Origin of the sequence: Anaeromyxobacter sp. SG66, assembly GCF_022690805.1 — a bacterium.
In the GTDB taxonomy this organism is placed as follows: domain Bacteria; phylum Myxococcota; class Myxococcia; order Myxococcales; family Anaeromyxobacteraceae; genus Anaeromyxobacter; species Anaeromyxobacter soli.
In genome coordinates this window covers 44,000-69,799 of the sequence record NZ_JALCZC010000006.1, presented here as the reverse complement: position 1 = coordinate 69,799, position 25,800 = coordinate 44,000, and the positions used below count along the sequence as shown (strand labels likewise).

Here is a 25,800-nt window from a genome sequence, read left to right as displayed (position 1 = left end):
CGGATCGCGCGGTGCGCCGCTGGTCCGTCCGGAGCGGCTCCGTCGGTCAGCTGCCGAAAATGTGACGAATCCCGAATGCGGAGAGCGCGGGACCCTCGACACGAGACACCTCGCGTGCGGGGGAGAGAGTAGGGCCGCGCACGCGCGCCCACCTCACAGGTCGATCCGCCGGAGCCGATGAACCGCCGCCACGATGGGCAGGGCGATCCACGCGAGGACCGAGGCGCAGAGGAGGAGCGCCGCGCCCACCGGTCCGCCGGTGAGCCGCAGGAGCGCGAGGGACGCTGCGCCGAACGCGGCGGTGCCCTGGACGGCGAGGAGCGATCCGACCCGGATCGCGCTCGCGGGGTTCACGACGACCGAGGCCACGAGGAGGCGCGACGCGGCCGTGGAGCGGAGCAGCGTCGCGACGCCGAGCGCGGCCACGTCGACGAGCACCGTCGCGGCGAACCAGACCACGAGGGCGAGCGCGAGCGCCCGCGTCCGCTTGCGCCCCACCGCGCCGGCGCCGACGAGCGCCGCGATCGCGAGGAAGACCGCGGTGAGCAGGACGGCCCCGAGCACGAGGAGGAAGTACGCGCCCGCGCCCTCCTCCCCGGCGTTCAGGAACACGACGAGCCCCGCCGCGCCGAACCCGATGAGCTCGGCGGCCGAGAGGGCGACGAAGAGGCCCGCGAGCTGCCCGAGCAGGACGACGCCGCGCCCGATGGGCTGCGAGAAGAGGAGCTCGGCGGTGCCGCGCTCCGGCGCGACGGCGAGCACGCCCATCACGAGCGCCGCGAGCGGCACCACCAGGACGACGAGCTGGACGAGCGACACGCTGGTGCGCGCGAAGTCCTCGAAGCCGCTGCCGCCCGAGAGGACGTAGCCGCTCGCCGCCACGCCCACGGCGAGCAGCGCGAACACGCCCGCGAAGATCGCCGTCCAGCGCGAGCGGACCGCGAGCGCGATCTCCTGGCGCGCGACGAGGGAGAGGGCGGCCAGCCGGGTCGGTGCGCTCATCTGCCGTCCGGTGGCCCCGCGGGGCCGAAGATCTCCGCGGCGGTCGCCGGGACGCCGCCGCGCGCGGCGGGATCCGCGTCGCGGGAGGCGGCGTCCGCGTGCGCGACGAGGTGCGAGCCCATCGGCGTCTCGAGCCTGGGATTCCGCGTGTACGTGGCGCGCGCCGTCCGGACCCACTCGCCGGTCCGGTGATCGGCGACCCAGGCCACCGCGCCCGCGTGGGGGCGGGACGCGGCCAGGTGGCGGGCGAGGCAGCCGAGGTCGTCGAAGAACAGCGGCTCCTCGCCCGGCGCCACGAGCTGCGCGGCGAAGTGGCGATCCGAGACGGCCATCCGGCAGAAAGCGCAGGCGTCGTTCCGGGTGTCGAGGGGCGCCGGCGCGGGCGACCGGGTCCGGCAGGCGAGCGCGGCGAGGAGCGCCAGCGCGCCGAGCGCGCGCGATAGGGAAGACGTCATGCCCGCACCTCCGTTCCGGAGCGCCCGGCGGCGCCGACGAGCTCGTCGTAGAGGAGGTCGAGCCGCCCCTCCTCCGAGGAGAGGCCGCGCAGCTCGGCGCCGCTCGCGCGCACCGCCTCCAGCGCGGCGGCGCGGACCGCGGCGGGCCCGATCACCACGATCTCGTCTCCGTGGAGCTCGGCGCCGGGTGCCAGCCGCTCGAGCTCGGCCGGGAGCGCGGCCGGCGCGCGCGCGACGCGCAGGCGCAGGACCCCGCGCCGGGCGAGACGCTCCGCGAGCTCGGCGCGATCGAGGTTCCCGACGAGCGCCCCGTCCACGAGCACGGCGACGCGGTCCGCGAGACGCTCGACGTCGGCGAGCTGGTGCGTGCTGAAGAGCACCGCGCGTCCCTCGCTGCGGCCGCGATCGGCGAGCGCGTGGGCGGCGGCGAGGCCGGCGCGGTCGAGGGAGGAGGTGGGCTCGTCGAGCAGGAGGATGGGCGCGTCGGCCAGCGCCACCACGGCGAGCCCGAGCCGCTGGACCATGCCGCCCGAGTAGGTCCCGACCGGACGGTCCGCCGCGCCCTCGAGCGCGGCCAGCCCGAGCGCGGCCTCGGTGCGCCCGCGGGCGGCGCCCCGCAACCGGCGGTAGAACTCGACCACCTCGCGCCCGGTGAGCGCCTCGGGGAACGCCACCTTCTGCGGCAGGAACGAGACGCCCCGCCGGGCCTCGGGCAGCGCCGCGGAGCGGAGCGGCTCGCCGATCTCCACGCGGCCGTCGGTCGGCCTTACGAGCCCCGCCGCGGCCTTGAGGCACGTGCTCTTCCCGGAGCCGTTCGGGCCGAGGAGCGCCACGACCTCGCCGCGGGTCACCGCGAGGTCGACGCGCGAGACCGCGCGATGCCGGCCGTAGCGCTTGCCGAAGGCGTCGAAGCGGATCACGGCGCCTCCACGTGCCGCCGAGGTCGCGCGCCGGCGAGCAGCGCCCCGCCGGCGGCGAGCGCCGCGAGCGAGCCCGCGAGCCCGAGCGGATCGGGCCTCCGCGGGCGCGGCGAGGGGCGGGGTACGGCGGGGAGCGAAGGCGGGCGCGCGAGGGGCCGCCGGTCGGCGACCTCGGACGGCGCGAGCACGGGGAACGCCCGCTCGGCGACCCCCAGCGCCGCGGCGGCGAGGCTCTGGGCGAGCAGATCGGCGGCGGTGAGGTTGCCGCGCAGGTGATCGAACAGGCTCCCGAGCACGAACGGCCGATCGGAGACACCGTCGCCGTCGAGGTCGGGCTCGTCGTTGTCCGACCAGTAGTTGCCGTCGAGGACCGTGTCCGTCCGGCGGCCCACGAGCGTGAGGGAGGTCAGGTTCGCGATGAACGCGTTCCCCTCGATCCGGTTCTCGCCGCACGAGTCGTACACCACGAGGGCGGTGTCCGACTCGGCGACGACGTTCCTGCGCAGGAGGTTGCGGTAGGAGCCCTCGAGGAAGACGCCGCGCGCGTTGTCCGCGAGCAGGTTGTCCTCGGCGAGCGAGTCGTCGCAGGCCTTCAGGAGGAGGCCGACCGAGGCGAAGCCGCGATTGTGGAGGAAGCGGTTCCGCCGGAAGACGAGCCGCCGCGAGTACATGAGCACGCCGCCGGCGTCCGAGCGCTCGAAGAGGTTGTCCTCGAAGACGTTGTCGTCCGAGTACATGAAGTGGATCGCGTAGCGCAGGTCGCGGACGGAGTTGCGGAGGATCGTGCCGTGCGGCGAGGACTGGATGTAGAGCCCGTCGCGGCAGTCGGCGATGTCGTTCCCCGCGAGCGTGAACCCGTCCGTGTTCCAGACGTGGATGCCCGAGCCCTTCTCGCCCGGATCCTTCCCGCGGATGCCGCGCACCACGTTCGCCTCGACGCGCGCGCCGGGCGCCTCCCGCAGGTACACGCCGAAGAGCGCGTTCGCGATCCGGTTGTCGCGCACCACGGCTCCCGGCGCGGAGACGTGCACGCCGGAGCTGTCGCGGCCGAGGTCGCCGCCGCCGCGCCCGTCCACGTCGAACCCGGCCACCGTCACGCCGGCCGCCCGGATCCGGACCACGCTCCCCTTGCCGGAGCCGCGCAGGAGCGGCCGCCCGCGCCCGACGAGCCGCAGCGGGCGGTCGATGACGAGGTCGCCGTCGTACGTCCCCGGCCCGACCTCGACGGTCGCGCCCGCGGGCGCTGCGTCGACGCGCGCCTGGAGCGGCGAGGCCTCGCCGGGGGGCGGCCGGCCCTCGAGCTGCCCCGGCGCGACGCTCGGCATGTCGCCCCCGGCCTGCGCCGCGATGAGGGCGGCGAGGAGCCCGGCCGCGGTCATGCGGGCTCGGCGGCGAGCTCGCGCCGCGCGCCCCGGACGGCGACGGCGAGCGCGACCGCCATCGCGACCGCGGCGACGATGATCGCCCAGGTCCCGACGCCGGGGTACGAGTACACCTCGAAGTTCGCGAGCTGCTTCGAGCCGAACACCGGCGGCATGAACGGCGGGACCTTCACGGGCGCGGTCGGCGCGAGCTCGTGGCCGTACGCCCACATCGTCTTTGCGAACGACCACAGGGAGAACGCGCCGACGTACATGGACAGGACCGTCACGTCGAGCACGTTCCCGACGGTCCCGAACACGGCGGCGCGGAGGAGCAGGAGCGCGAGGGCGCCGAAGACGAACGGCATCCACAGGAACTCCTTGAAGCTCTCCTGCGCGAGGTCGTGCATGCCGATGTAGTGGTTGAGGAGGTTGATCTCCTTCAGGTCCTGGCCGCCGTTGCCACCCACGAGCTGCGAGGCGTAGATGTGCAGCCGCAGGCCGTCCTGGTACTGCGGCGCGAACATCGTCATGTCCCACAGCGGCTGCGTGAGCGCCACGACGAGCAGCACCGCCGCGAGCACGAGGAGCGCCCGCGGCGCAGCGCTGATCGGCGAGTCCAGCACCCGGTGGCTCCTCACGATGTAGCCGCGCAGCCGCCCGGCCGGCGGCGACATCGCCCGTTCCGATCGCATCACGCGCCCTCCGCCGTCAGTCGTGGCCGTTGTCGCGCTTGCGGCCCTTGTCGTCGCCGCCCGCGCGTGGCTTCACGATGAGATAACCCTGCATCTCCTGGTGGAGCGCGGAGCAGAAGTTCGTGCAGTAGTAGGGGAACACGCCCGGCTTGTCGGCCTTGATGGTGACCGTCTTCGTCTCGCCGGGATCGAGGACGAGGTTGCGGTTGTACCCGAGCAGCCCGAACCCGTGCAGCTCGTCCGTCGTCTGCTCGATGTTGGTGATGGCGAAGGTGACGGTGTCGCCCTGGTTCACCTCCACGCTCGTCGGCGTGATGGTGGAGCGGACCACCACGGTGCGCACGATCACCTTGTCGCCCTCGCGCTTCAGGCCCGCCTCCTTCACGTCCCAGGTCGCGAGGGGGTGGTGGTTCTCCTCCTTCGGGTAGACCTCGATCGGCTTCACCTTGTCCGCCTTGATGATCTGCGCGTAGTGCGGCTCGGGCTCGGTGAAGGCGTCGTAGAGCAGCTTCATCTTCTCCTCGGTGATGTCGATGAGCTGCGACGACTCGGGCTGAGACGGCCCGAGCGACAGGTGCCGCCCGTGGGAGAGCTTGTTCAGGGACACGACGTACTTGCCGTCCGGGCTCACCGTGTCGCCCTCGGCGGCTGCGAGGTGGCCGACCGAGTACGAGACCGGGATCTTGTCGACGACCTCCCAGGTCCCGAGCTTCCACTTCGCGATCGCGCTGTCGACGAACAGCGAGGTGTACGCGTAGCCGTCCGTGCCGAACTGGGTGTGCAGCGGGCCGAGTCCCACCGGCACCTCCGCGTCCTTGATCGACTCGTACTTGAGCACCGGGATCCCGTCCTCGTCGCCGGCGAAGTCCTTGTTCCGGATCGCGGTCTGCACCTTCTCGAAGTTGAACGCGGTGGTGACGCCCTGGAGCTTGCCCGAGCCGACGATCCACTTGCCGTCGGGAGAGACGTCCACGCCGTGCGGCGACTTCCCGCAGGGCATGAGGTAGATGAGGCCGGGGATCTCGCGCGGGTCGAGCACGCGCACGCCGCCGATCATCTTGCCCTTGCCTGCGGCGACGGACTTCTCGGCGAGCCGCCAGTCCACCGCGGCGATGTAGTCGCGGTCGCGCTGCGAGGCGGTCACCTCGAGCTTCCCCGTGCCCCGCTCGGAGTTGTAGCAGGTGAAGAACATCCACCCGTCGGACACGCCCTTGCCGGCGTCGCCCAGGTCCCAGTCGAACGGCGGGGTCACGATCTCCCACCCGAGCGACATCTCGCCCGACTTGGGATCGATCTTCACGCCGACGACGACGCCCTTGTAGTCGGTGGCGTACTTCTCGATGGGCGCGTAGGTGCCGAGCGGGATCGGCACCGAGAAGCGCGAGGACATCATCGCGTACTCGGTGTTCGGCGTGACGAAGGACGAGCCGTGGTTGCCCGAGACGTTCGGGATGGGGCCGAGGATCTGCTTCGTCTTGAAGTCGCGCAGGTCGATGCGCGCGACCCGCCCGTTCATGTCGTTGATGAAGAGCCAGCGGCCGTCGTAGTCGCCCTTCGTCTCCGAGAGCCCCGGGTGGTGAGCGTCACCCCAGGTGTACTCGCCGAGCATCTTCCGCGTGTCGTCGTCGAACCCGTAGCCCGTGCCGGGGTAGGGGGTGAACACGGGGATGGTGCCGAGGTGCCGCATCGAGGGCAGCCCGTACACGAACACCTGGCCGGAGTGACCACCCGACGAGAACATGTAGTACTCGTCGAGATCGCCCGGGGCGATGTACGTCTTCTGCGCGGCCACCGCGGTGTCCGATGCGCCTGCCGGGGCGCGGCGTCCTCCCTTCGGCTTCGACGGCGCGCAGCCCGCGATCGAGATCATCGCGAGCGCGGCCGCCGCCATCGCGAAGCGCCTGCTTCCTTGCACCGTCATGGCGTCCTCCTGATGTTAGCGGGCTCGACGCCCGGCTCCGTGGGCTTCGCGGCGGGCTCCGCGCCCTTCGCGCGCTCCTTCTGCCAGGCGGCGAACGCCTCGCGGAGCTTCGCGATCGCGACCTTCTTCTCCTCCGGCGTGAGGATGATCTGCCGGGAGAGCACCACCGCCATCGTGCCGGTCGGCGCCGCGAGGAAGTCGTCGAGGGTGCGGCCGAAGCGCTTCTGCACGTCCTCGACGGCGATCGACAGGTCCGGCCCGATCTGCGCGGGGCTCTTCACGCCGAGCGAGGAGATGCTGTGGCAGACGAAGCATCCGGTCTTCACGAACCAGGCGCCCGGCCCGGTGCGCATCCGCTCCTCCTCCGCCACCTCCTGCTGCGTCTGCGGCTCGCTCCGCGGCGCGCCCGGGGCGAAGGACGTCGGCAGCGACGTGCGCTGCCAGGAGGTGACGAGCATGGCGAGCGCCTGCACCTCGCGGGTCGAGAACCCGAAGTTCGGCATCACCGTCTCCGGGACGATCGCCTTCGGCTCCTTCAGGTGCGCGACGTGCCAGGCGAACGCCGTCTTCTGGCCGAGGAGGCGCGAGTAGTCGTACTGCTCGGGCGCCTTGTCCCCGACGTAGGTCAGGTCGGGGCCGATGGTGCCGCCGCGGCCGTTCACGACGTGGCATGCCCGGCAGCCCTTGTCGCGCACGAGCTTCTTCGCGAGGTTCACCGCGTCGGCCCCCTTCGTCTCGCGCTCGAAGCGGTGGCAGAGGTTGCAGTTGATCTGGATGAGCGTGCCCTTGTCCTCCCAGGCGAGCGAGTACGCCTCGCCGAGGTACGGCCCGAGCACCGGCTCCTCCCAGTGCGGCGCAGGGCCGTGCGCCTCGTCGGCGTCGATCGAGTACCCCTGGCCGCCGTGGCAGGCGGTGCAGCCGAACCGCTCGACCGGGTGGCTCCGGAGGATCTCCGGCGGGTGCGTGCGGAACGGCTCCTCCGCGGCCTCGAACCCCTTCCACGGCCCGGCCTGGTGGCAGGTGATGCAGCGGTCCGCGCGGCGCAGCTCGGGCACCCAGATCTGCACGAGGCCGTCGTGCACCCCCCGCGCCTTCTCCTCGCCGAACTTCTCGGCGACGCGCCCGCGGAACTCGGCCTGGTACCAGCGCCAGTCCTTCGCGCGGTCACTCCACACGAACAGGATCGTCGAGACGACGAGCAGGACGCCGACGATCGCGAACAGGAGCCGGTCACGGGATGCGAACGGCGATGGCGTCACGGGTTCCATGGTCAGAACCGGGTCGGCATCTCGGGCCAGGCCTGCCACGGCCAGTAGAGGTGCCAGTAGGGGCCGCGCGAGAACGTGCCGACGATGGTGAGGAGGAGGACGATGGCGACGATCACGAGGAAGACGGCGTTCTGGGTGCGGCGGCTCCGGGGGAACCACCGCCCCGCCGCCGCGGCCGGGCTGCGATCGAGCCACGGCCAGACGACGAGGAGCGCGACGAGCAGGCCGGGCAGGATGACGCCGCCGACGAGCGCCCCGTTCACGGTGAAGGAGCCGATGCGGATCGTCGTGTCGGTGACGATCTCCTGCAGCCAGAGGAAGTACCAGGGGGCCTTCGCCGGGTTGGGGGTCACGAGGGGGTTCGCCGGCTCCTCGAGCGGCGACGGGACGAACACCGCCAGGATCGAGATCACCGCGACGGTGCCGAGCATGACGAGGGCGACGCGGCGGGTGAGCTCCGGGACCGAGCTGACCGTGGTCTCCGGCCGCTCGACGGACGAGGCGCGGATGAGCGGTCCCTGCCCGCGCGCGACGCCGAGGAGCGAGTACGTCTTGGTGCGGGTGCGCTCCGCCGGCACCTCGGCGGGCGCGGGCAGCCGCGTCGCGTGATCGGCGCGCGCGAGCCCGCCGTCCTTGCGGATGCGCCACATGTGGTAGGCGAACAGCACCCCGAGCACGCCGGGGAGCACGATCACGTGCAGGACGTGGAAGCGCGTGAGCGTCGGCTGGTCGATGGCGCGGCCGCCGAGGAGCAGCTCTCGCATCTGCGCCCCGACGAGCGGCACCGCCGAGGCGATGTTGGTGCCGACCGTGACCGCCCAGTAGGCGAGCTGGTCCCACGGGAGCAGGTACCCCGTGAACGACAGGAACAGCGTCACGAGGAACATCACGACGCCGATGACCCAGTTCCACTCACGGTTCTGGCCGCGGCCGACGCCGTTCTTGTAGGCGCCGGTGAGGAAGACCCGCACGAGGTGCAGGAAGACGGTCGCCACCATGAGGTGCGCGCCGAGCCGGTGCACCGCGCGCATCCACGAGCCGAACGTGACGACGTTCTCGATGTCCTTCACGGACCCGTAGGCCCGCTCGACGGACGGGATGTGCAGGAACAGGAGCGGGATCCCGGACGCGACGAGGAGGGCGAGGAGCGCGGTCGAGATGGTCCCGAGCCAGAGCGAGTAGCGCCACTCCATCGACTCCTTGAGCGAGCGCGCCGGGAACCAGTGGAGGATGAAGTTCGCGACGATCGCGTCGCCCGCCTCGCGATCGGAGGCGGGGCGCACGCTCCACAGGCGGCGGAGGTGGACGCCCGGCGCGGTGCGGGGCGCTTCCGGCGGGACGGTCGGCAGGACGGCCATGGCGCCTCCTCAGGCGGTCGTGAGGCGGAAGCTGCGCTCCACCGGCTTCGCGAGGTCCACGACGAGCTGCCCGTCGTCGGGCGCGATCGAGAGCGCCCACCACTCGAGCGGCCGCGGCGCCGGTCCGGCGACGTTCTGGCCGTCGCCCGTGTACTGCGAGCCGTGGCACGGGCAGAGGAACCGGTGCGTGAGGCGGAGCTCGGTGCCGCCGACCTTCTTCACCACCGGGGAGGAGAGCGCCTCCGCGCGGACGGTGCAGCCGAGGTGGGTGCACACGGCCGAGATCGCGTGGAAGACATTGCCCTCGCGGAACACGAACAGCCGCTGCTCCGGCAGGAACTTCATCCCCTCCGGGAACTCGGCGGGGATCCCGAGCTTCACGACCGTGGGCGCGTCGTAGGAGACGTTCGGGACGAGCGAGCGGAGCGACGCGAGCCCCTGACCGGCGACGGAGGCGAGCCCCACGCCGATCCCGAGCTTCTTCAGGAACTCCCTGCGATCCGAGGTCATGGCGTCCCCTCCGGCGCGGCCGCCGCGGTCCAGCGCTCCGTGAAGGTGAAGCGCTCCATCGTCATCGCGTCCGTCGGGCAGCGGATGGCGCAGAGCCCGCAGCGGATGCAGGCGGTGTCGTCCTTCAGCATGGCGGAGAGCGGCAGCCCGCCGGCCGTGGCGCGCGCCACCACCTCGGCGCGCTCCCCCTCGGGCAGCTCCACCTCGTCGAGCGGGACGAGCGCGAGGCAGTACTCGGGGCAGACGTCCACGCAGCGGTTGCAGAGGACGCACTTCTCCGGGTCGTAGATGGTCTGGACGTGGCAGACGAGGCAGCGCGCCCCTTGCTGCCGAGCCTGGAGCTCCGAGAACCCGACCTCGACCTCGGCGATCCCGGTGCGCCGGTCCACCGGCAGCGTGGGGGGCGGCATCCGATCGAGCAGCTCGAACCCGGCGATCATGCGGTAGTCGCGGGTCGGGATCTTCTCGACGTCGAGCCGCGTCTCGAGCCGGGCGCGCTCCCCGGCGAGGTACCGGTGGATGGACCGCGCCGCGCGCTTGCCGTTCGCGATGCCCTCGATGAGGTTCCGGGGCCCGAACGCGACGTCGCCGCCGGCGAACACCCCCGGCGCGGAGGTGGCGAGCGTGCCGGGGTCCACGCGGATCGTGCCGCCCGGCGTGAGCTCGACGCCGTCCTCCGGGTGGAGGAACGAGAGGTCCGCGCGCTGCCCGATGGCGAGGATGCAGCCGTCGGCCGGGAGGGTCGTCGTGTCCGCGTCGTCGTAGCGCGGCGCGAACCGTCCCGCCTCGTCGAACACCGACAGGACCTTGCGCAGCTCGACCGCGCGCAGCTTGCCGCCCTCGCCGAGGAATTGCCTGGGGCCGCGCCGCGGCAGGAAGCGGACGCCTTCGCGCTGCGCCTCCTCGAACTCCTCGTGGCCCTGCGTGGTGCGCAGGACGGGCATCTCCTCGAACGCCTCGAGGGAGACGATCGTGACCTCCGTCGCGCCGCCGCGCAGCGCCTCGCGCGCGGAGTCGAGCGCCTCCTTGAGGCGCGCGTCCGCCTCGCCGCCGGCCTCGTCCGAGAGGGCCTTCAGCTCCTCCTCGCGGCTCACGCGCAGCGCGGTGCGGGCGGCGTCGAACGCCACGAACCCGCCGCCGATCACGACCACCCGGCGGCCCAGGTCGAGCCGGTATCCCTGGTTGGCGTTGAGGAGGTAGTCGATGGCCTTCACGACCCCGTCGAGCTCCACGCCCGGCAGCTGGAGCTCGCGCCCCTTCTGCACGCCGACCGCGAGGAAGACTGCCTCGAACCCCTCGGCGCGGAGCGCCGCGAGGCCGCGCTCCGGCGTGAGCGGCGTCTCCAGCCGGAGCGTGACGCCGAGCGAGAGGATCGCGTCGATCTCCGCCTGGATCAGGCTGCGCGGGAGCCGGTACTCCGGGATCCCGTAGCGCATCATCCCGCCCGGCTCGGGCGAGGCCTCGTAGACCGTGACCTCGTAGTCGAGCAGGGCGAGGTCGTGCGCTGCGGACAGCCCCGCCGCGCCCGCACCGATCACCGCGACCTTCGGCCGCCGCCGGGCGGGCGGGGCCTCGACGCGCTCGACCGGCAGGTGCCCGGCGTAGCGATTCCCCTCCCGCATCGGCTCGGTCCGGAGGCGGTTCTGCGTCTCGGGGTGCATCGACTCGACGCCGTGACGCTCGCAGACGGTCCGCTTGAGCGCGCGGATGGTGATCGGCGCGTCCACGCTCCCGCGCCGGCAGGCCTCCTCGCACGGCGCGGCGCAGACGCGGCCGCACACGGAGGCGAACGGATTCGGGGCGCGCGCGACGAGGTAACCCTCCTCGTAACGTCCCTCGGCGACGAGCTGGACGTAGCGCCCTGCGTCCGTGGCGACGGGGCAGCCCGCCTGGCACTTCACCTGCTCCTGCCAGTCGCGCAGCCCGGGTATCCGCGCAGTGATCCCCATCGGTGGGAAATTCTCCGCGCGACCCCGTGCCGGGCGGCTCATCCTGCTGGGCACTCCCCATCGTAGACGTCAGGACGCCCGGTCACTCCGGCTGGGCTCGTCGGCTCGGGTGTGGCACGGCGCCGCGGAGCGCGCACTCTCGGAGCGGCACGCCGGCGTCGGCCGCCGAGGGGCCGTGCCGGGCGAGAGCGCCGCGGCGTGGGGCCGGACGGCCCCCGGCCCGATGCCAGCCGCGCCTCACGTGCCGAAGTTCGAGTCTTCCAGGAGGTCACACATGCGCGCGGTGGTGTGGAAGGGACCGGGGAAGGTGTCCGTCGAGCAGGTGGAGGATCCGCGGATCGAGAGCGCGACGGACGTGCTCGTGCGGATCAGCACCGCCGGGATCTGCGGCAGCGATCTGCACATGTACGAGGGGCGCACGGCCGCCGAGCCGGGCGTGGTGATGGGCCACGAGAACATGGGGGTCATCGAGGAGGTGGGGACCGCCGTGCAGCAGCTCCAGAAGGGCGATCGGGTGGTCCTGCCCTTCAACATCGCCTGCGGCACCTGCTTCAACTGCTCGCGCGGCTACACGAGCGCGTGCCTCGTGACGAACGACGAGGCGGCCGGGGCCGCCTACGGCTACGTGGGGATGGGCCCGTACAAGGGCGGCCAGGCGGAGCTCTTGCGCGTGCCGTGGGGCGAGGCGAACTGCATCAAGCTGCCGGGCAAGCCGGGCGACGAGCTCGAGGACGACTTCCTGCTCCTCTCGGACATCTTCCCGACCGGCTACCACGCGGCGGAGATGGCGCGGGTGCAGCCCGGCTCCACGGTCGCGATCTTCGGGGCGGGGCCGGTGGGCCTGCTCGCCGCGTACAGCTCCATGCTGCGCGGCGCCGCCGAGGTGTACGTCGTGGACGCGATCCCCGAGCGGCTCGAGAAGGCGCAAAAGATCGGCGCCATCGCCATCGACTTCCGCAAGGGGCCGCCCGCCGAGCAGATCCGCAGCATGCGGCTCGCGAACCCGCTCGTGCGCGGGGCGATGCGCCGCGGCGAGGAGAAGATGGCGGGCGTGATGTGCGGCATCGACGCCGTGGGCTACCAGGCGAAGGACTTCGAGGATCCGAGCAAGGAGCACCCGACGTCGCTCACCGAGCAGCTCGTCGAGGTCGTGAACCCCACCGGCGCGCTCGGCATCATCGGCGTGTTCCTGCCCGAGGATCCCGGCGGCAAGGACAAGGCGGCGAAGCAGGGCGCCTACACGCTGCCGTGGGGCAAGCTGTGGGAGAAGGGGATCCAGCTCGGCATGGGACAGACGCCGGTGAAGAACTACAGCCTCGTGCTGCGCAATCTCATCATCGCCGGCCGGGCGAAGCCGAGCTTCATCGTGTCGCGGCGCATCCCGCTCAGCGAGGCGCCGGACGCGTACCGGAAGTTCGATCGGCGCGAGCCCGGCTACACCAAGGTCCTCATCAAGCCGGGCCAGGAGGCAGCGGCGCGCTGAACGCCCGATCGAGGCGCGCGATCCGAAGACGCTTCGCGCGCCGTGCCCTCCGCCCGGAAGGGCTCCGGGCACGAACCGCCTCGAACGCCGACGACCCGGCGGATGGCCGGGTCGTCGGGGTACCGCGGGGCCTGGGCCGGGCTACGGCTTCGTCGCGGGCGGCGCAGGCGCCGGGGCAGGAGCCGGAGCAGGCGCAGCGGGGGCGGGCGCGGGCTCCGTCTCGATCCGCTCCTGCGCGGCCTTGGCCTTCTCCTCGCCCTTGGCCTTGGCCTCCGCCGCGGTCGCCTCGCCCTTCGCCTTGCCGGTCTTGGCCTTGGAGACGCCCTTGGCCTTGCCAGTCTTCGCCTTGGCCTTGGCGGTGGTGGCCGTCTCGTGGCCCTTGGCCTTCGCCTCTCCGGCCTTCTCGCCGGCCACCGCGCTCGTCTCGGCGGCCTTCTCCTCGGTCTTCGCCGCGGCGGCCTCGCCCTTCTCCTCGGCCTTGTTCGCGGCGGCCTCGCTCTGCGCGTCGGCCTTCTTCGCGGCCGTGTCGGCCTTCTTGGCAGCGGCGTCGGCGTGCGCTGCGGCGGCGTTGGCGCGCGCCGCGGCGGCGTCGGCCTTCGCCTTGCCGGTCTCCTGGGCGCGAGCCGGGGCAGCGAAGCCGACCAGCGCTGCGAACGCGAGCGTGACTGCGATCCTCTTCGTCATCGTCTGTGTCCTCTCCGAGTGCGGGAGCGTCATCGCTCCCTGGGTGAACCAAGCACGACCGCCAGGGCGGCCCAGGTGGGGCCAAAGAGACCGCGAGTAAACCACCCTCAATCGCCTGCGCTGGATCCCGGAAAGGGCCATCCGGGGCCAGACGGATCGTCGCAGGTCGGAAGGCCTCGGGCTCCGAGAACAGACGCGCCCGTCCTTCGTCTATTCACGCGGCGCCCGGAGACCGGTGAGACGGCTCGTTCACCGCTGCGCGATCCCCTGCGGCCCAGCGTCGAGAGCGAGCGCCGATTACACCCGGTCCTGCGCTCGCCGAGCCTGCGGCTCGCTGGTGACACCGGGCACGCGCGCCGATCGGAGGAGGGGATGTATCGCCAAGGGACCGAAATGGGGCGCCTCCATCCACTCACCGCGCGCCTCTGCCTCGCGGCCCTGGCGGCGGCCGGCCTGGCGGCAGCCCTCCCCGCGCGCGCCTGCTCCGTGTGCGCCTGCGGAGATCCGCTGCTCACGTCGAGCGATCCGGCCGCCATCACCGGCCTTTTCCGGTTGCAGCTCGACACCGAGTACCTCCGGGTCGACGCCGGCAACGAGGCAGATCCCGCCCTCACCGACGAGCTCACCCAGTGGTCCTTCCGGCTCAACGCGGTGTACCGGCCGACCGACCGCCTCTCGCTGACCGGCACGCTCCCGCTCGTCCACAAGGCCATCGAGGCGGTGGGCCGCGGCGCGTCCACGGCCACCTCCGACGCGACGGGCCTCGGCGACGCGGAGCTCGCGGCGCGCTACGCAGCCTTTCGGAGCGTGAACCTGGGCGTCGGGCGGGTGCAGGAGGTGGCGCTCACCGCGGGGACCTTCGATGCCCACCGGGCCGAACCGCCTGCGCTCGGGCGGCGAGCGCATCGACGAGCACGGCCAGCCCGGCACCGGCGCCTGGGGGCCCTTCGCCGGCGTGAGCTACCGGTTCGAGCAGGGGAGCTGGCTCGCCTTCGGGAGCCTCTCCGGCCGGCTCCGCACCGAGAATGGCGCCGGCTACCGCTACGGCCGGGCGCTGCTCTGGAGCGTTCACGGTCAGTACTTTCCGGCGAAGCGGCTCGCGCTCGACCTCGGCCTCGACGGCCGCCACGCCGCGGCGGACGAGGCCGGCGGGGAGGCCGTCGTGAACACGGGCGGCACCGTGCTGTCGGCGTCGCCCGGCGTCTACCTGAAGGTGCTCGGCGAGGCCTGGCTGTTCGTGCGAGGCCAGCTCCCGTTCCTGAAGCGCTTCCGCGGGGAGCAGGACCAGCTCCCCTCGGTGGTCACCGGCGTCCAGTACCAGCTCCTCTGAGCCGCGCGGCGAGGGCTCTCGCGCGGGTTCGCCGGCGCGAGGACGCCTACGAGAGCCGGATCACGCCGAGGCTGCTCAGGAGGATGAGCAGGATGAGCCCCGGCGCGACGAACCGGATGAACGCGTAGAACGTCCGGTCGTACCAGCTCGCCGCCGAGTGGCCCTTGTTCAGCTCCTCCACGAAGGCGCTCCGCGAGACGAGCCACCCTCCCACGATCGCGATGGCGAGGCCGCCCACCGGGAGGAGCACGTTCGAGGAGAGGAAGTCGAACAGATCGAAGAAGGTCTTGCCGAAGAGCTTCACGTCCGCGAGGACGGGCCCCTGCGAGAGCGTCGCGAGGACGCCGAGCGCGAACATCGTGCCGCCGGTGATCGCGGCGGCGGCCGGGCGGCGCACGTGGCCCTTCTCGACGAAGAAGGCCACCGGGACCTCCATGAGGCTCACCATCGCGCCGATCGTGGCGATCGCCGCGAGGACGAAGAAGAGCGCCGTGAAGAGCCCGCCGAGCGGCATCCGGGCGAAGACGAGCGGGATGGTGTTGAAGAGGAGCCCGGGGCCTCCGGCCGGCGTGCCGCCGAAGGCGAACACCGCGGGGAAGATGGCGAGCCCCGCGAGCAGCGACACGAGCGTGTCGGCGAGGGCCACGCGCGTCGCGTTCGGCACGATGCGGGTCTGGTCCGGCATGTAGGACCCGTAGGTCGTCATGGTGCCCATGCCGAGCGACAGCTTGAAGAAGGCGAGGCCGAGGGCGGAGAGCAGGACGCTCGCCGTGATCTTCGAGGGGTCGGGGCTGAACAGGTAGGAGACGCCGGCGAAGGCGCCCGGGAGCGTGAGGGCGCGCAGGTCGCAGACGAGGAGGAGGCCGAAGAGGAGGGGCATGAGGGTCTTCGTGACCTTCTCGATGCCCTGGGAGACGCCGGCGGCGATGATGGCGGTCGTGACCACGAGGACGACCGCCTGCCAGGCGATGGGCTCCCAGGTCCCGCTCGCGAGGGCACCGAAGGTCTCCGGGGTGAGCGGCCTGCCGGAGACGAACGCACCCGCCGACTTGAAGACGTAGGCGAACACCCAGCCCGCGACGTCCGTGTAGAACGCCATGATGAGCAGGGCCGAGGCGAGGCCCGCCCACCCGATCGCCGCCCAGAACCGCTGGCCGGGGACCACCCGGCCATAGGCCCGCACGGCGTCGAGCCGCATCCTCCGGCCGATGACGTGCTCCACCGCCATCACCGGGATCCCGACGAGCGCCACTGCGAGCAGGTAGGTGAGCACGAAGGCGGCGCCGCCGTTCGAGCCGGTGAGGTAGGGGAACTTCCAGATGTTGCCGAGCCCGATCGCGGAGCCCACGGTGGCGGCGAAGGCGCCGAGGGTCGAGGCGAAAGCGTCGCGGCTGGCAGTCTTCGGTGCGGACATGCGGCTCCTCGGCGGGAATGGGCCGGGCTTCGGGCCGCCCATCTAACACCGCCGGGACCCGTCGATCTTGAGCGAGGACACGGCGCAGGGCCGCGCGCGAGGAAATCGACGACGGCGCGGCTCTCCCGGAGGACGCCCGTCGCCGCGAGCTCGAGGTAACGGAAGAGCGCCGGCGGCGCGTGAGCCCGGGGCCGCGCCGCTCACGGCCACGTGTTCGCGTCGTCCCCGAGCGGCCCGCGCTGCGGGCGGCAGACGCAGAAGCGCTGCCCGGTGGGCGCCTCCATCACCCACCAGGTCCGGACCTGCGCGACCCGCTTCGCCCCGAGCGCCTCGAGCCGGCGAACCTCGGCCTCCATGTCGTCGGTCTCGAGGTCGAGGTGAACCCTGCTCGGATGATCGACGCGCTGCAGCAGCACGATGAGCCGGTCGCGATCCTCGAGCGTCACGTAGTTCCCCTCGCGCTCGCGCTCGGGACGCCCGAGCGCCCCCGACCAGAAGCGCGAGGCCACGTCGAGATCCCCCTTCTCGCAGTCGATCGTCACCGCGCAGAGCCTGCTCTTGTGCATGTCACCTCCGGTGCGGACGATTCTAGCGAAGGCGGCGGTGCGCCGCCGCCACTCGTGGAGGCCCGCTCCCCCACCGGCGCGCCGGGGGGGAGCGCGAGCAAGAGCCTACAGGTCGAACCGCCCACGGATGCCGAACTGCAGCCACTCGTGCATCGCCTTCTGGTCGATCTCGCCGGAGATGGTCTGCGTGCCGTCGTCGATCGAGGTGTTCGAGTAGCGCGCGAGGCTGAGCCCGATGTAGGGCCCGACCGCGAGCTGCGGGCTCACCACGTAGTCCGCGCCGCCGGTGAGGTTCAGGAGCTCGAACCCGCGGAACGAGAAGGAGACCTTCTGGCCGCCGGCCTCCGCGCTCATGCTGCCCCACTCGTACCCGGCGCCCACGCCCGCGAACGGCCGGAGCTGCCCCATGGGCGCGAAGGTGTAGATGCCCTGCACGCCGGCCCGGACGACGCGCGTGGAGCAGTCGACCTGATCGCAGAGCTGGGCGAACTCGTCCCCGATCTGGCCGAAGCCGTAGGAGACGTAGCCGCCGAGGCCGAAGCTCGGTGTCAGCGCGTACGTGGCGTCGAGCTGGATCGGGATCTGGCTCTTGATGCCGTCGGACATCCTGGAGTCCTTCGCGGCGTCGCCGAGCGCCGGGCCGTAGCCCAGCCTGAGGCCGAGCGAGACCTGGGCGTGCGAGGCGAAGGGGACCGCGAGCAGCGTGAGGGCGAAAAGGGCAGGGAGCAGCTTGCGCATGGATCTCTCCTCGTGAGGTGGGAACCGCTGCGGCCCGGTCATTCACCCATCGTGCCACGGACGGACGGTGGATCTGCTCACTAGCGATCTCCGCCCCTTCGGCGGCCGAGTGTGCGCTCGCGGGGCACGTCCTCGCACGTGAGCCCGGCGCACGGGCGCGGCACCCCCGCCACGTCACGCGATCGAGCCACAGCCGCCGGCGCGTCAGCGGCCGCGCGATCCGCGCAGCGCGTCGAGCGAGACCGCCCCGGGCCCGCGCGCGGTCACGTACAGGAACAGGAAGCAGTACAGCGCGGCGAGCTCGCCCTTGTTCACGGCGGGGAGCCAGGCGAAGCCGGAGAGGGCGAGCTTCCAGTGGAACTGGACGTAGGCGACGGCCATCGTGCCCGAGGCCAGGAACGCCGCGGCGCGCGTGAAGAGCCCGAGCGCGATGAGCGCCCCGGCGACGAGCTCGATGAGGCCGCCGAACCAGAGCTGCGTGCCGGCCGCGGGGCCGGGCCCGGCGGCGAGCCAGCCGAGGATCTTCTGGGAGCCGTGGAACATGAACATCGCGCCGGCGACGAAGCGCAGCGCGGAGTAGCTGGGGGTCTCGAGACGCGCCGCGGTCGCGGCCAGTGCACGGGTGTCCATGGCCCGATACCTAACGCCGGGCCGGCGCCTGGCGAGCCTATTCGGCGGCGACGCGGTCTCCCACACGCGCCGGCCAAGGTGCGCCTTGACTCGCGAATCATCGACGGTTATCGATACCCGCCGGGGGGGGCGTCACCATGCCGGTCGGGCTCACCGACGAAGAATTCTGCAGCATCGCCAAGGCGCTCGCCGATCCGCAGCGCTGCGAGATCCTCGAGCGCGCGGCGGCGGCGGGCGGCGAGGTGCCGTGCTCGTCCGTCGTCGAGTCGGCCGCGCTCTGCCAGTCCACGGTGTCGCACCACCTGAAGGAGCTCGTGAACGCGCAGCTCCTCGAGCGGCGGCGGGACGGGCACTTCGCCTACTACCGCTTCCGGCGGGACGTGATGGAGGCGTACCTCGACGCGCTGCGCGTGCGGACCCTCTCGGGCGCGAGCCGGCCCAAGCCCGCGGAACGACGGGCGCGCGGCCGCTGAGCGGACAGGAGGTGGCCTCACGCGGAAGCGTTTCGGTTGAAATCGACGGACGTCGATTTAAATAGAGGGGCCAGGAGCATGCGATGAACACCTGGTCCCTCGTCCCGATGCTGCTCGTCGATCCCGCCGTGCCCGCGGAGGCGCGTCGCGCGTTGCACGCCTCGCTCTACCTGAGCGACGCGGCCCGCGCCCGTGAGGCGCGCGTCTTCGCCGGCCGCGTCCTCGTCGAGCGCCGGCGGCTCTCCGCGCGCGACGCGGCGGAGCTGGTCGGGGTCGAGACGGGGGCGCTCGAGACGAGCCTGCCGCTCGCGGCGTGAGCGGCGCCTCTCGAGGCCGCGAGCGCCGCTGACGTCCAGTACCACCGTGAGGCGGGGCATCGGCGTGCCCGGCCACGAAGAGCCTGGCAGAACGGCACGCGCGGCGCGCCGCCCTCGCGGCGGGTTAAGTACGACGCATGGGCAAGACCCGGCTCGAGGCGTTCAGCGACGGCGTGCTCGCCATCGTCATCACGATCATGGTGCTCGAGCTGCGCGTCCCCGAGGGAGGCCACGACCTCTCCGCGCTGCGCCCGCTCGTGCCGGTGTTCCTGAGCTACGTGCTCAGCTTCGTGTACGTCGGGCTCTACTGGAACAACCACCACCACATGCTGCACGCCACGCACCACGTGAGCGGGCGCATCCTGTGGGCGAACCTGCACCTCCTGTTCTGGCTTTCGCTCGTGCCGTTCACGACGCACTGGGTGGGCGAGAGCCCGAACGAGCCGTGGCCGGCGGCGGTGTACGGCTGCGTGCTGCTCTCGGCCGCCATCGCGTACTTCCTCTTGCAGGGCTCGATCGTCGCGCACGAGGGCCCCGGCTCGACGCTCGCCCGCGCCATCGGGAGCGACTGGAAGGGGAAGACCTCGCCCTTCTTCTACGCGCTCGGGATCGGGCTCGCGTTCGTCCACCCGTGGCTCTCGTACGCGCTCTACGTCCTCGTCGCGATCCTCTGGTTGATCCCGGACAGGCGGATCGAGCGGCGGCTCGACGCGCCGAGGGAGAGCGCCACCTGAGGCGACGGCTCGAGGCGGTTGGCGTGCCCGCGGTGCGACATCCTGTCCGGAATCGTCGCGCCACGCGCTGGCTCTCAAGCTCGATCGACCGATCGCACGGTCGCGCGGCGCCGCCGCCAAAGGACCCCACCCATGAACCACCGGTTCGCTCTCGCCAGCCTGCTCCTCCTCGCCTCCCCGGCCCTCGCGGCCGACCCCACGATGAAGCCCTTCGTGCTCGCCTCGCGCGCGCCTGGAGACGTGGACGGTGCCGCGAGGACCGCCCGGCAGAAGCTCCAGGCGGCGGGCTTCGAGATCGCCGGGAGCTACGCGCCGTACCCCGGCGCCCTCGTCCTCGCGGTGACGAACGAGAGCCTCAAGTCCGAGGCTGCGAAGACGCCGTCCGGCGGCTATGCCGCCGCCCAGCGCGTCACGATCACGAAGGTCGGCGAGGAGGTCCAGGTCGCCTACACGAACCCCTCGTACATGGCGGCGGCCTATCGCCTCCCGGGCGACCTCGCTCCCGTCGCGGCCTCGCTCGAGGGCGCGCTGGGGCGGGCCGAGGAGTACGGGCCCTCCGAGGGCAAGAGCGCGAAGGACCTGCGCAAGTACCACTACATGGTCGGCATGGAGTACTTCGACGAGCCGTCCAAGCTCGGCCACTTCGCGAGCCACGACGAGGCGGTGAAGGCGATCGAGGCCGGGCTCGCCGAGCGGCGCGGGGGCGCGAGCAAGGTCTACCGCATCGACCTGCCCGGCGGCACGCAGACGGTGTTCGGCGTGGCGCTCTCCGACGGCTGCTCGGGCGACGCCCGCATCATGAACGAGATCGACTCCAAGCCGCTCCGCTCCACGGGGCACCTGCCGTACGAGCTCCTCGTCACCGGCGGTGACGTGCGCGCGCTCTACGCCCGCTTCCGGATCGCGGTGAACTTCCCTGATTTGAAGATGATGGGCTCGCACAGCTTCATGAACATCCGCTGCGCGCCCGACGCGATCGAGAAGGCGCTGAAGGCGGTGGCCGGGGCGAGGTGAGGCCGGCCGGGAGGCGAGCGCCGTCGACCGCGCAGGGCTCCGGCACCGGTCGGGCTCTGCTCCTAGCCCCTCGCCACCGCCTCGGAGGCCGCGACGGCGTGGCGATGACCCACCGTCGCCCACGCGACGATCGCGATCGCCGAGAACGCCGCCCCGGCGGCGCACACGGCGGACCAGCCGCCGGCGCTCCACGCCCACGCGCCGGCGGTCGAGCCGGCGGCGCCGCCCGCGAAGTAGGTCACCATGTAGACGGTGTTGATGCGGTTGCGCTTCTCGGCCGAGAGGCCGAGGACGATGGTCTGGTTCGAGATGTGGTTCGCCTGGGCGCCGAAGTCGAGGAGCACGACGCCCGCGGCGAGCCCGGCGAGGCTCGTCCGTCCCAGCCAGAGCACGCCGAACGAGGCGAGCACCGCGAGGATCGCGCCGAGGTTCACGACTCGCGAGCCGTGGCGGTCGGCGAGGCGGCCCGCGACCGGCGCGGCGATCGCGCCCGATACACCCACCACCCCGAAGAGCCCGGCGACGCTGGAGCCGTAGCCGAGCGGCGGGAGCGCGAGGTGGAAGGCGAGGGTGGTCCAGAACACGCTGAACGCGGCGAACGCGAGCGCGCCGAGGAGCGCGTGCCGGCGGAGCAGCGGCTCCTCGCGCACGAGGCGGGGCAGCGAGGCGAGGAGGTCCGCCCAGCGCGCGCGGGACGGCGGCGCCTGCGCCGGGAGCACGAAGCGGAGCGCGATCGCGAGGAGCAGCATCGTCCCCGCCGCGCCCGCGTACGTCGCGCGCCAGCCGAGGTGCGCGCCGAGCACGCCGCTCACCGTGCGCGAGAGGAGGATGCCGACGAGGAGCCCGCTCATCACGAGCCCCACCGAGCGGCCGCGCGCGGCGGGGTCGGCGACCGCGACGGCGAACGGGACGACGAGCTGCGGCACGATCGTCGTCGCGCCGAGGAGGAAGCTCGCGGCGAGCAGCGCCCCGAGGCCCGGCGCGGCCGCGACGGCGACGAGCGCCGCGCTGACCGCGCCCGTCATCGCCACGATGAGCCGCCGCCGCTCGTGCCCGTCGCCGAGCGGGACGAGGAGCAGCATGCCCACCGCGTACCCGATCTGCGTGGCCGTCGAGACGAGGCCGGCGGTGCGGGGCGCGACGTGCAGCTCGGCCGCGATCATCGGCAGGAGCGGCTGGCTGTAGTACAGGTTCGCGACGGTGAGGCCGGCCGTGCCGGCGAGGAGCCACAGGAGTCGGCGGACGGGGGCGCTCATCGAGGCCCGCAGACATACCGCAGCGCGGCGGCGCATGTGGGTGGAGGTGACGCCCGGGCCGGCCCTGCGGAAGACCTGGCGGGGGGCCGCCTGACTTCCCGCTGCCGAATCCCTCGGCGCGACAGCATGTTCCAGGAGGGCGGGGAAGAGGCACGAGCGGCGTCGGCTCGAGGCGGATATGGTTGCGCGGCTCGCCGGGAATCCCGCGGCCAGCGGAGTGTTGAGGCGCCGTGCGCTATCGAATTCGCCACCGCTCCAACGGGATCACCGAGATCCGTCGCCGCACGGTGGCGGACGCGCTCCTCAGCCGCGAGCTCGCCGGGCTCGCGCTGCTGCTGGGCGTGTGGGCCATCTGCACCGTGGTGCTCGTCGAGGCGCTGGTCCTCCAGGCCGCCCTGACGAGCATGGTCGTCCTGCTCGGCGCCGTGTCGGTGTCGAGCGCGGTCGCGGCAACCCGGGCGAGCGACGAGGTGCCCGTCCAGCGCGGGCCGATGCCTCCCCCCGGACGCGCGGCGTGACCTGAGCGGTCGCGCACCCTTCACGGCGTCGCGCCTTCCGCCCCGGACCGCGCGCTCTCGGCGGCTGCCGCGCGCTCCGCGAGGGTCATGCGGAGGATGGTCGAGATGCTCGTGGCCGCGATGAGCGACTCGAGCACGGTGCCGCCGAGGGACCGGCTGAGGACGTTGTTCGCGAGCCACAGCGAGGTGCTCGCGAGCAGCACGAGCCGCATCGGGACGCCCCGCATCGTGAACACCGCGATCGCCCCGAGGCTCGAGCCCACGACGGGGATCCACCCGGCGCCGCGGGTCGAGAGCGCCACGGCGAGGCCCACGTTCACGGCGACGCTCGCGGCGGCGAGCCACGCCGAGCGGAACCGCACCGAGAGGAGCGTGCGAACCCCTGAGACGAGCGCGCTCGAGGCGGCCGGCGGGCGCCCGAGCAGCGTGAAGTGGACGACGTAGACGAAGCACTCGCTGGCGACGAGGAGCTTCATGCGGCGGTCGTCGCGCTGGAGAAAGCCGGAGACCCCCAGCACGAGAGCGACGTACCCGACCACCTGCGCCGGGGAGAACGGGTGCATGTCGCGAAGCTCCTCGACCGGACCGCGGGGCGCACGGTCGCGCGGGCATCGCGCGTGCGTCGCCCGGCCGGGCCGGGGCGCGAATGCTGCCACCGCGCCGCCGGAGGCGCAACGCGCCCGCGCGAGCACGTGACCCTCGAGATCCGCGAGCAGCGGGCCTCGAGTCCCGCTCCTGGTTGCGTCACGGCGAGGGCGATCCGATCGTCTCGGCATGCCAGCGTCATCGGTCTCCGGCGTGCGAACGATCGCGCTCCCGCTCGGCGAGCGGATCCCTGCCCTGGGGCTGGGCACCTGGTTCATGGCCGAGGATCCCTCCCTCCGGGCGACGGAGCGGGCCGCGCTCGAGCTCGGGTTGGACCTCGGCCTCACGCTCATCGACACGGCGGAGCTGTACGCCGACGGGCGTGCCGAGGAGCTCGTCGGGGAGGTCATCGCCGGGCGGCGCGACGAGGTCTTCCTGGTGAGCAAGGTCCTCCCGACGAACGCCTCGCGCGCCGGCACGATCGCCGCCTGCGAGCGGAGCCTGCGGCGGCTCGGGACGGACCGCATCGACCTGTACCTCCTGCACTGGCGCGGCGCGTTCCCACTCGAGGAGACCGTCCTCGCCTTCCAGGAGCTCGTCGAGGCCGGGAAGATCCGGCACTGGGGCGTCAGCAACCTCGACGTGCCGGATCTGGAGGAGCTGTCCGGCGTGCCGGGCGGGTCGCAGGTGCAGGCGGACCAGGTGCTCTACAACCTCTCCCGCCGCGGCATCGAGCTCGGCCTCTTGCCCTGGTGCCGCGCGCGGGGCATCCCGGTCATGGCGTACTCGCCCTACGAGCAGGGGCGCCTGCTCCGCGACGACGCCGCCCTCGCGAACGTCGCCGAGCGGCACGGCGCGACGCCGGCGCAGATCGCGCTCGCCTGGATCCTCAGGCTCGACGGAGTGAACGCCATCCCGAAGGCCGGCACCCCGGCGCACGTCGAGGAGAACCGCGCCGCGCTCGACCTCCGCCTGACCCGGGAAGACCTCGCCGAGCTGGACGGCGCCTTCCCGCCGCCGGAGGAGGAGCGGCCGCTCGAGGTGCTGTGAAGCCTTGACGAGGCGGGCGCTCGCGAACATGTCAGCGCTCCAGTCCGTCGCGCCGCGTCCCGGGCGCGCATGCGGCCCCGCGTACGCGGGCGCGCGAGGAGGGAACCGTGGATCGCGACGACGTGACCGGCAGTCTCCTGCAGGACGCAGCCACGCGTGCCTCGGCGTACCTCCGCGAGCTCCGGACGCGCTCCGTGGCGCCCTCTCCGGAGGCGGTGAAGCGGCTCGCCGCCCTGGACCGCGCGCTCCCCGCCGAGCCGAGCGACCCGAGCACGGTGCTCGCGGAGCTGGACGCGCTCGTGTCACCGGCCACCATGGCCATGGCCGGGCCGCGCTTCTTCGGGTTCGTGATCGGCGGGGCGCTCCCGGTCACGGTGGCCGCGAACGTGCTCGCGACGGCGTGGGACCAGAACTCGGCCCGGCGCGACGTGACGCCCGGAACGGCCGCGCTGGAGGACGTCGCGCTGCGGTGGGTCGTCGAGGCGCTCGGGTTGCCGCCCGGAACGGCGGGCGGGTTCGTGACCGGCGCGACGGTCGCGAACCTGACCGCGCTCGCCGCCGCACGGCACGCCGTGCTGGCGCGAGCGGGGTGGGACGTCGAGGCGCGCGGCCTCTTCGGCGCGCCGGAGATCGCGGTCGTCGTCGGCGCCGAGGCGCACCCGAGCGTGATGAAGGCCCTCGCGATGCTGGGCCTCGGGCGCGACCGCGTCGTGAGCGTCCCCGTGGACGGGCAGGGCCGGATGCGCCCCGAAGCTCTGCCCCGGCTCTCCGGGCCGACCATCGTCTGCCTCCAGGCTGGCAACGTGAACACCGGCGCGTTCGACGCCTTCTCCGAGCTCGTGCCCCGCGCGCACGAGGCCGGCGCGTGGGTGCACGTGGACGGAGCCTTCGGCCTCTGGGCCCGGGCCGCGCCCGGACGCGCGGGGCTCGCGAGCGGGATCGAGGGCGCGGACTCCTGGGCGACCGACGCGCACAAGTGGCTGAACGTGCCGTACGACAGCGGGATCGCGCTCGTCCGTGACGGCGCCCCCCTGCGCGCCGCCATGGGCATGACCGCCGCCTACCTGCCGGTAGGCACGGAGCGGGATCCGGCGGACTACACGCCGGAGCTGTCGCGCCGGGCGCGCGGCGTGGAGGTCTGGGCCGCGCTGCGCGCGCTCGGGCGCGCCGGGCTCGCGGACCTCATCGAGCGAAGCTGCCGCCACGCGCGGCGCTTCGCCGAGGGGCTCGCCGGGGCGGGGCACCGCGTGCTGAACGAGGTCACGCTGAACCAGGTGCTCGTGTCCTTCGGCGAGCCGGAGCGCACGCGGCGGGTGATCGCGGCGATCCAGGCGGACGGTACCTGCTGGTGCGGCGGCACCGTCTGGCAGGGCCACACCGCCATGCGGATCAGCGTCTGCTCGTGGGCGACCACGGACGACGACGTGGAGCGGTCGCTCGAGGCGATGCGGAGGGCGGCGGAGGCGGGGGAGCGAGGGCCCACCCGCGGAGCGTGACGGCAGGGGACCGCGACCGCGGCCCTCGACCACGGGGAGCGGGTGGCCGAACGGACCGTGAAGGGTCGGGTGC

The 25,800-nt window shown here is 72.8% G+C and carries 26 protein-coding genes; 9 read left to right on the top strand and 17 right to left on the bottom strand.

All coding sequences use genetic code 11. The features are described 5' to 3' along the window. Positions 1 to 153: 153 nt before the first annotated feature. The 10 genes from MNZ39_RS03790 to MNZ39_RS03745 are packed head-to-tail and all read right to left on the bottom strand — an operon-like array spanning position 154 to position 11,439. Positions 154 to 1,002 (bottom strand): ABC transporter permease, encoded by an 849-nt coding sequence (locus MNZ39_RS03790; RefSeq protein ID WP_242334714.1) that lies wholly within the window; start codon positions 1,000 to 1,002, stop codon positions 154 to 156. Then, positions 999 to 1,457, bottom strand: a complete 459-nt coding sequence (locus tag MNZ39_RS03785) for a nitrous oxide reductase accessory protein NosL (protein ID WP_242334710.1) — start codon at positions 1,455 to 1,457, stop codon at positions 999 to 1,001. The genes MNZ39_RS03790 and MNZ39_RS03785 overlap by 4 nt, the downstream gene beginning before the upstream one ends. Next, positions 1,454 to 2,377, bottom strand: coding sequence for an ABC transporter ATP-binding protein (locus tag MNZ39_RS03780; protein WP_242334707.1), 924 nt, complete (start codon positions 2,375 to 2,377; stop codon positions 1,454 to 1,456). The genes MNZ39_RS03785 and MNZ39_RS03780 overlap by 4 nt, the downstream gene beginning before the upstream one ends. Further along, positions 2,374 to 3,756, bottom strand: coding sequence for a nitrous oxide reductase family maturation protein NosD (gene nosD / locus MNZ39_RS03775; RefSeq protein WP_242334704.1), 1,383 nt, complete (start codon positions 3,754 to 3,756; stop codon positions 2,374 to 2,376). The genes MNZ39_RS03780 and nosD overlap by 4 nt, the downstream gene beginning before the upstream one ends. Further along, a complete protein-coding gene (locus tag MNZ39_RS03770) occupies positions 3,753 to 4,433 on the bottom strand; it encodes a hypothetical protein (RefSeq protein WP_242334701.1) in 681 nt (226 codons plus the stop codon). Before MNZ39_RS03770 ends, nosD begins: the two co-directional genes overlap by 4 nt. 16 nt (positions 4,434 to 4,449) lie before the next feature. Continuing rightward, a complete protein-coding gene (gene nosZ, locus MNZ39_RS03765) occupies positions 4,450 to 6,354 on the bottom strand; it encodes a Sec-dependent nitrous-oxide reductase (RefSeq protein ID WP_242334697.1) in 1,905 nt (634 codons plus the stop codon). Then, positions 6,351 to 7,622, bottom strand: coding sequence for a cytochrome c family protein (locus MNZ39_RS03760; protein WP_242334694.1), 1,272 nt, complete (start codon positions 7,620 to 7,622; stop codon positions 6,351 to 6,353). Before MNZ39_RS03760 ends, nosZ begins: the two co-directional genes overlap by 4 nt. A 2-nt stretch (positions 7,623 to 7,624) precedes the next feature. Beyond that, the gene (locus MNZ39_RS03755) at positions 7,625 to 8,980 is read right to left on the bottom strand and encodes a cytochrome bc complex cytochrome b subunit (RefSeq protein ID WP_242334691.1); all 1,356 of its coding nucleotides are present in this window, start codon (positions 8,978 to 8,980) and stop codon (positions 7,625 to 7,627) included. 9 nt (positions 8,981 to 8,989) lie between these two features. Next, positions 8,990 to 9,490 (bottom strand): ubiquinol-cytochrome c reductase iron-sulfur subunit, encoded by a 501-nt coding sequence (locus tag MNZ39_RS03750; RefSeq protein ID WP_242334688.1) that lies wholly within the window; start codon positions 9,488 to 9,490, stop codon positions 8,990 to 8,992. After that, complete coding sequence (locus tag MNZ39_RS03745) at positions 9,487 to 11,439, bottom strand: FAD-dependent oxidoreductase (protein ID WP_242334685.1); 1,953 nt, start codon at positions 11,437 to 11,439, stop codon at positions 9,487 to 9,489. The genes MNZ39_RS03750 and MNZ39_RS03745 overlap by 4 nt, the downstream gene beginning before the upstream one ends. Positions 11,440 to 11,713: 274 nt before the next feature. Between MNZ39_RS03745 and MNZ39_RS03740 the strand changes: the two genes are divergently transcribed. Continuing rightward, positions 11,714 to 12,922, top strand: coding sequence for a glutathione-independent formaldehyde dehydrogenase (locus MNZ39_RS03740; protein ID WP_242334682.1), 1,209 nt, complete (start codon positions 11,714 to 11,716; stop codon positions 12,920 to 12,922). Positions 12,923 to 13,063: 141 nt separating this feature from the next. Here the strand turns inward: MNZ39_RS03740 and MNZ39_RS03735 are convergent, their stop codons facing one another. Continuing rightward, positions 13,064 to 13,606 carry a hypothetical protein gene (locus MNZ39_RS03735; protein ID WP_242334679.1) on the bottom strand — a complete coding sequence of 181 codons (543 nt, stop codon included), beginning with the start codon at positions 13,604 to 13,606 and terminating at the stop codon, positions 13,064 to 13,066. Positions 13,607 to 14,468: 862 nt separating this feature from the next. Here MNZ39_RS03735 and MNZ39_RS03730 point away from each other — a divergent pair. Continuing rightward, positions 14,469 to 14,936, top strand: a complete 468-nt coding sequence (locus MNZ39_RS03730; protein WP_242334676.1) for a hypothetical protein — start codon at positions 14,469 to 14,471, stop codon at positions 14,934 to 14,936. Positions 14,937 to 14,982: 46 nt separating this feature from the next. Here MNZ39_RS03730 and MNZ39_RS03725 read toward each other — a convergent pair whose 3' ends face one another. From MNZ39_RS03725 to MNZ39_RS03710, 4 genes are all read right to left on the bottom strand, one after another. Continuing rightward, complete coding sequence (locus MNZ39_RS03725; protein WP_242334673.1) at positions 14,983 to 16,350, bottom strand: sodium-dependent transporter; 1,368 nt, start codon at positions 16,348 to 16,350, stop codon at positions 14,983 to 14,985. A 200-nt stretch (positions 16,351 to 16,550) separates the two neighbouring features. Further along, positions 16,551 to 16,916, bottom strand: a complete 366-nt coding sequence (locus MNZ39_RS03720) for a VOC family protein (protein ID WP_242334670.1) — start codon at positions 16,914 to 16,916, stop codon at positions 16,551 to 16,553. Positions 16,917 to 17,021: 105 nt separating this feature from the next. After that, positions 17,022 to 17,654: an outer membrane beta-barrel protein gene (locus tag MNZ39_RS03715; RefSeq protein WP_242334667.1), complete on the bottom strand. Its 633-nt coding sequence runs from the start codon at positions 17,652 to 17,654 to the stop codon at positions 17,022 to 17,024. Positions 17,655 to 17,858: 204 nt separating this feature from the next. Then, a complete protein-coding gene (locus tag MNZ39_RS03710) occupies positions 17,859 to 18,284 on the bottom strand; it encodes a DoxX family protein (RefSeq protein ID WP_242334664.1) in 426 nt (141 codons plus the stop codon). A 137-nt stretch (positions 18,285 to 18,421) separates the two neighbouring features. Between MNZ39_RS03710 and MNZ39_RS03705 the strand changes: the two genes are divergently transcribed. From MNZ39_RS03705 to MNZ39_RS03690, 4 genes are all read left to right on the top strand, one after another. Further along, a complete protein-coding gene (locus MNZ39_RS03705; protein WP_242334661.1) occupies positions 18,422 to 18,757 on the top strand; it encodes a helix-turn-helix transcriptional regulator in 336 nt (111 codons plus the stop codon). A gap of 83 nt (positions 18,758 to 18,840) precedes the next feature. Next, complete coding sequence (locus MNZ39_RS03700; RefSeq protein WP_242334659.1) at positions 18,841 to 19,074, top strand: hypothetical protein; 234 nt, start codon at positions 18,841 to 18,843, stop codon at positions 19,072 to 19,074. 137 nt (positions 19,075 to 19,211) lie between these two features. Then, a complete protein-coding gene (locus tag MNZ39_RS03695) occupies positions 19,212 to 19,808 on the top strand; it encodes a TMEM175 family protein (RefSeq protein ID WP_242334656.1) in 597 nt (198 codons plus the stop codon). A 132-nt stretch (positions 19,809 to 19,940) separates the two neighbouring features. Beyond that, the gene (locus MNZ39_RS03690; protein WP_242334654.1) at positions 19,941 to 20,822 is read left to right on the top strand and encodes a hypothetical protein; all 882 of its coding nucleotides are present in this window, start codon (positions 19,941 to 19,943) and stop codon (positions 20,820 to 20,822) included. 62 nt (positions 20,823 to 20,884) lie between these two features. Here the strand turns inward: MNZ39_RS03690 and MNZ39_RS03685 are convergent, their stop codons facing one another. After that, a complete protein-coding gene (locus MNZ39_RS03685; RefSeq protein WP_242334651.1) occupies positions 20,885 to 22,078 on the bottom strand; it encodes an MFS transporter in 1,194 nt (397 codons plus the stop codon). A gap of 230 nt (positions 22,079 to 22,308) precedes the next feature. Here MNZ39_RS03685 and MNZ39_RS03680 point away from each other — a divergent pair, with 230 nt between their 5' ends. Beyond that, the gene (locus MNZ39_RS03680; protein ID WP_242334648.1) at positions 22,309 to 22,596 is read left to right on the top strand and encodes a hypothetical protein; all 288 of its coding nucleotides are present in this window, start codon (positions 22,309 to 22,311) and stop codon (positions 22,594 to 22,596) included. A gap of 20 nt (positions 22,597 to 22,616) precedes the next feature. Here the strand turns inward: MNZ39_RS03680 and MNZ39_RS03675 are convergent, their stop codons facing one another. Further along, positions 22,617 to 23,159 (bottom strand): YgjV family protein, encoded by a 543-nt coding sequence (locus MNZ39_RS03675; protein ID WP_242334646.1) that lies wholly within the window; start codon positions 23,157 to 23,159, stop codon positions 22,617 to 22,619. Positions 23,160 to 23,370: 211 nt separating this feature from the next. Here MNZ39_RS03675 and MNZ39_RS03670 point away from each other — a divergent pair, with 211 nt between their 5' ends. Together MNZ39_RS03670 and MNZ39_RS03665 are read left to right on the top strand one after the other, a co-directional pair. Then, positions 23,371 to 24,231 carry an aldo/keto reductase gene (locus MNZ39_RS03670; protein WP_242334643.1) on the top strand — a complete coding sequence of 287 codons (861 nt, stop codon included), beginning with the start codon at positions 23,371 to 23,373 and terminating at the stop codon, positions 24,229 to 24,231. Positions 24,232 to 24,338: 107 nt separating this feature from the next. Next, positions 24,339 to 25,727, top strand: a complete 1,389-nt coding sequence (locus MNZ39_RS03665; RefSeq protein WP_242334640.1) for an aminotransferase class V-fold PLP-dependent enzyme — start codon at positions 24,339 to 24,341, stop codon at positions 25,725 to 25,727. The last annotated feature ends 73 nt before the right edge of the window (positions 25,728 to 25,800 follow it).

Coding starts and splice junctions, on each gene's coding strand:
- MNZ39_RS03685 (WP_242334651.1), bottom strand. CDS start 22,078: ATGAGCGCCCCCGTCCGCCGACTCCTGTGGCTCCTCGCCGGCACGGCC.
- MNZ39_RS03770 (WP_242334701.1), bottom strand. CDS start 4,433: ATGCGATCGGAACGGGCGATGTCGCCGCCGGCCGGGCGGCTGCGCGGC.
- MNZ39_RS03720 (WP_242334670.1), bottom strand. CDS start 16,916: ATGCACAAGAGCAGGCTCTGCGCGGTGACGATCGACTGCGAGAAGGGG.
- MNZ39_RS03675 (WP_242334646.1), bottom strand. CDS start 23,159: ATGCACCCGTTCTCCCCGGCGCAGGTGGTCGGGTACGTCGCTCTCGTG.
- MNZ39_RS03785 (WP_242334710.1), bottom strand. CDS start 1,457: ATGACGTCTTCCCTATCGCGCGCGCTCGGCGCGCTGGCGCTCCTCGCC.
- MNZ39_RS03715 (WP_242334667.1), bottom strand. CDS start 17,654: ATGCGCAAGCTGCTCCCTGCCCTTTTCGCCCTCACGCTGCTCGCGGTC.
- MNZ39_RS03755 (WP_242334691.1), bottom strand. CDS start 8,980: ATGGCCGTCCTGCCGACCGTCCCGCCGGAAGCGCCCCGCACCGCGCCG.
- MNZ39_RS03725 (WP_242334673.1), bottom strand. CDS start 16,350: ATGTCCGCACCGAAGACTGCCAGCCGCGACGCTTTCGCCTCGACCCTC.
- MNZ39_RS03700 (WP_242334659.1), top strand. CDS start 18,841: ATGAACACCTGGTCCCTCGTCCCGATGCTGCTCGTCGATCCCGCCGTG.
- MNZ39_RS03730 (WP_242334676.1), top strand. CDS start 14,469: ATGCCCACCGGGCCGAACCGCCTGCGCTCGGGCGGCGAGCGCATCGAC.
- MNZ39_RS03750 (WP_242334688.1), bottom strand. CDS start 9,490: ATGACCTCGGATCGCAGGGAGTTCCTGAAGAAGCTCGGGATCGGCGTG.
- nosZ (WP_242334697.1), bottom strand. CDS start 6,354: ATGACGGTGCAAGGAAGCAGGCGCTTCGCGATGGCGGCGGCCGCGCTC.
- MNZ39_RS03790 (WP_242334714.1), bottom strand. CDS start 1,002: ATGAGCGCACCGACCCGGCTGGCCGCCCTCTCCCTCGTCGCGCGCCAG.
- MNZ39_RS03710 (WP_242334664.1), bottom strand. CDS start 18,284: ATGGACACCCGTGCACTGGCCGCGACCGCGGCGCGTCTCGAGACCCCC.
- MNZ39_RS03695 (WP_242334656.1), top strand. CDS start 19,212: ATGGGCAAGACCCGGCTCGAGGCGTTCAGCGACGGCGTGCTCGCCATC.
- MNZ39_RS03670 (WP_242334643.1), top strand. CDS start 23,371: ATGCCAGCGTCATCGGTCTCCGGCGTGCGAACGATCGCGCTCCCGCTC.
- MNZ39_RS03745 (WP_242334685.1), bottom strand. CDS start 11,439: ATGGGGATCACTGCGCGGATACCCGGGCTGCGCGACTGGCAGGAGCAG.
- MNZ39_RS03735 (WP_242334679.1), bottom strand. CDS start 13,606: ATGACGAAGAGGATCGCAGTCACGCTCGCGTTCGCAGCGCTGGTCGGC.
- MNZ39_RS03760 (WP_242334694.1), bottom strand. CDS start 7,622: ATGGAACCCGTGACGCCATCGCCGTTCGCATCCCGTGACCGGCTCCTG.
- MNZ39_RS03690 (WP_242334654.1), top strand. CDS start 19,941: ATGAACCACCGGTTCGCTCTCGCCAGCCTGCTCCTCCTCGCCTCCCCG.
- MNZ39_RS03705 (WP_242334661.1), top strand. CDS start 18,422: ATGCCGGTCGGGCTCACCGACGAAGAATTCTGCAGCATCGCCAAGGCG.
- nosD (WP_242334704.1), bottom strand. CDS start 3,756: ATGACCGCGGCCGGGCTCCTCGCCGCCCTCATCGCGGCGCAGGCCGGG.
- MNZ39_RS03740 (WP_242334682.1), top strand. CDS start 11,714: ATGCGCGCGGTGGTGTGGAAGGGACCGGGGAAGGTGTCCGTCGAGCAG.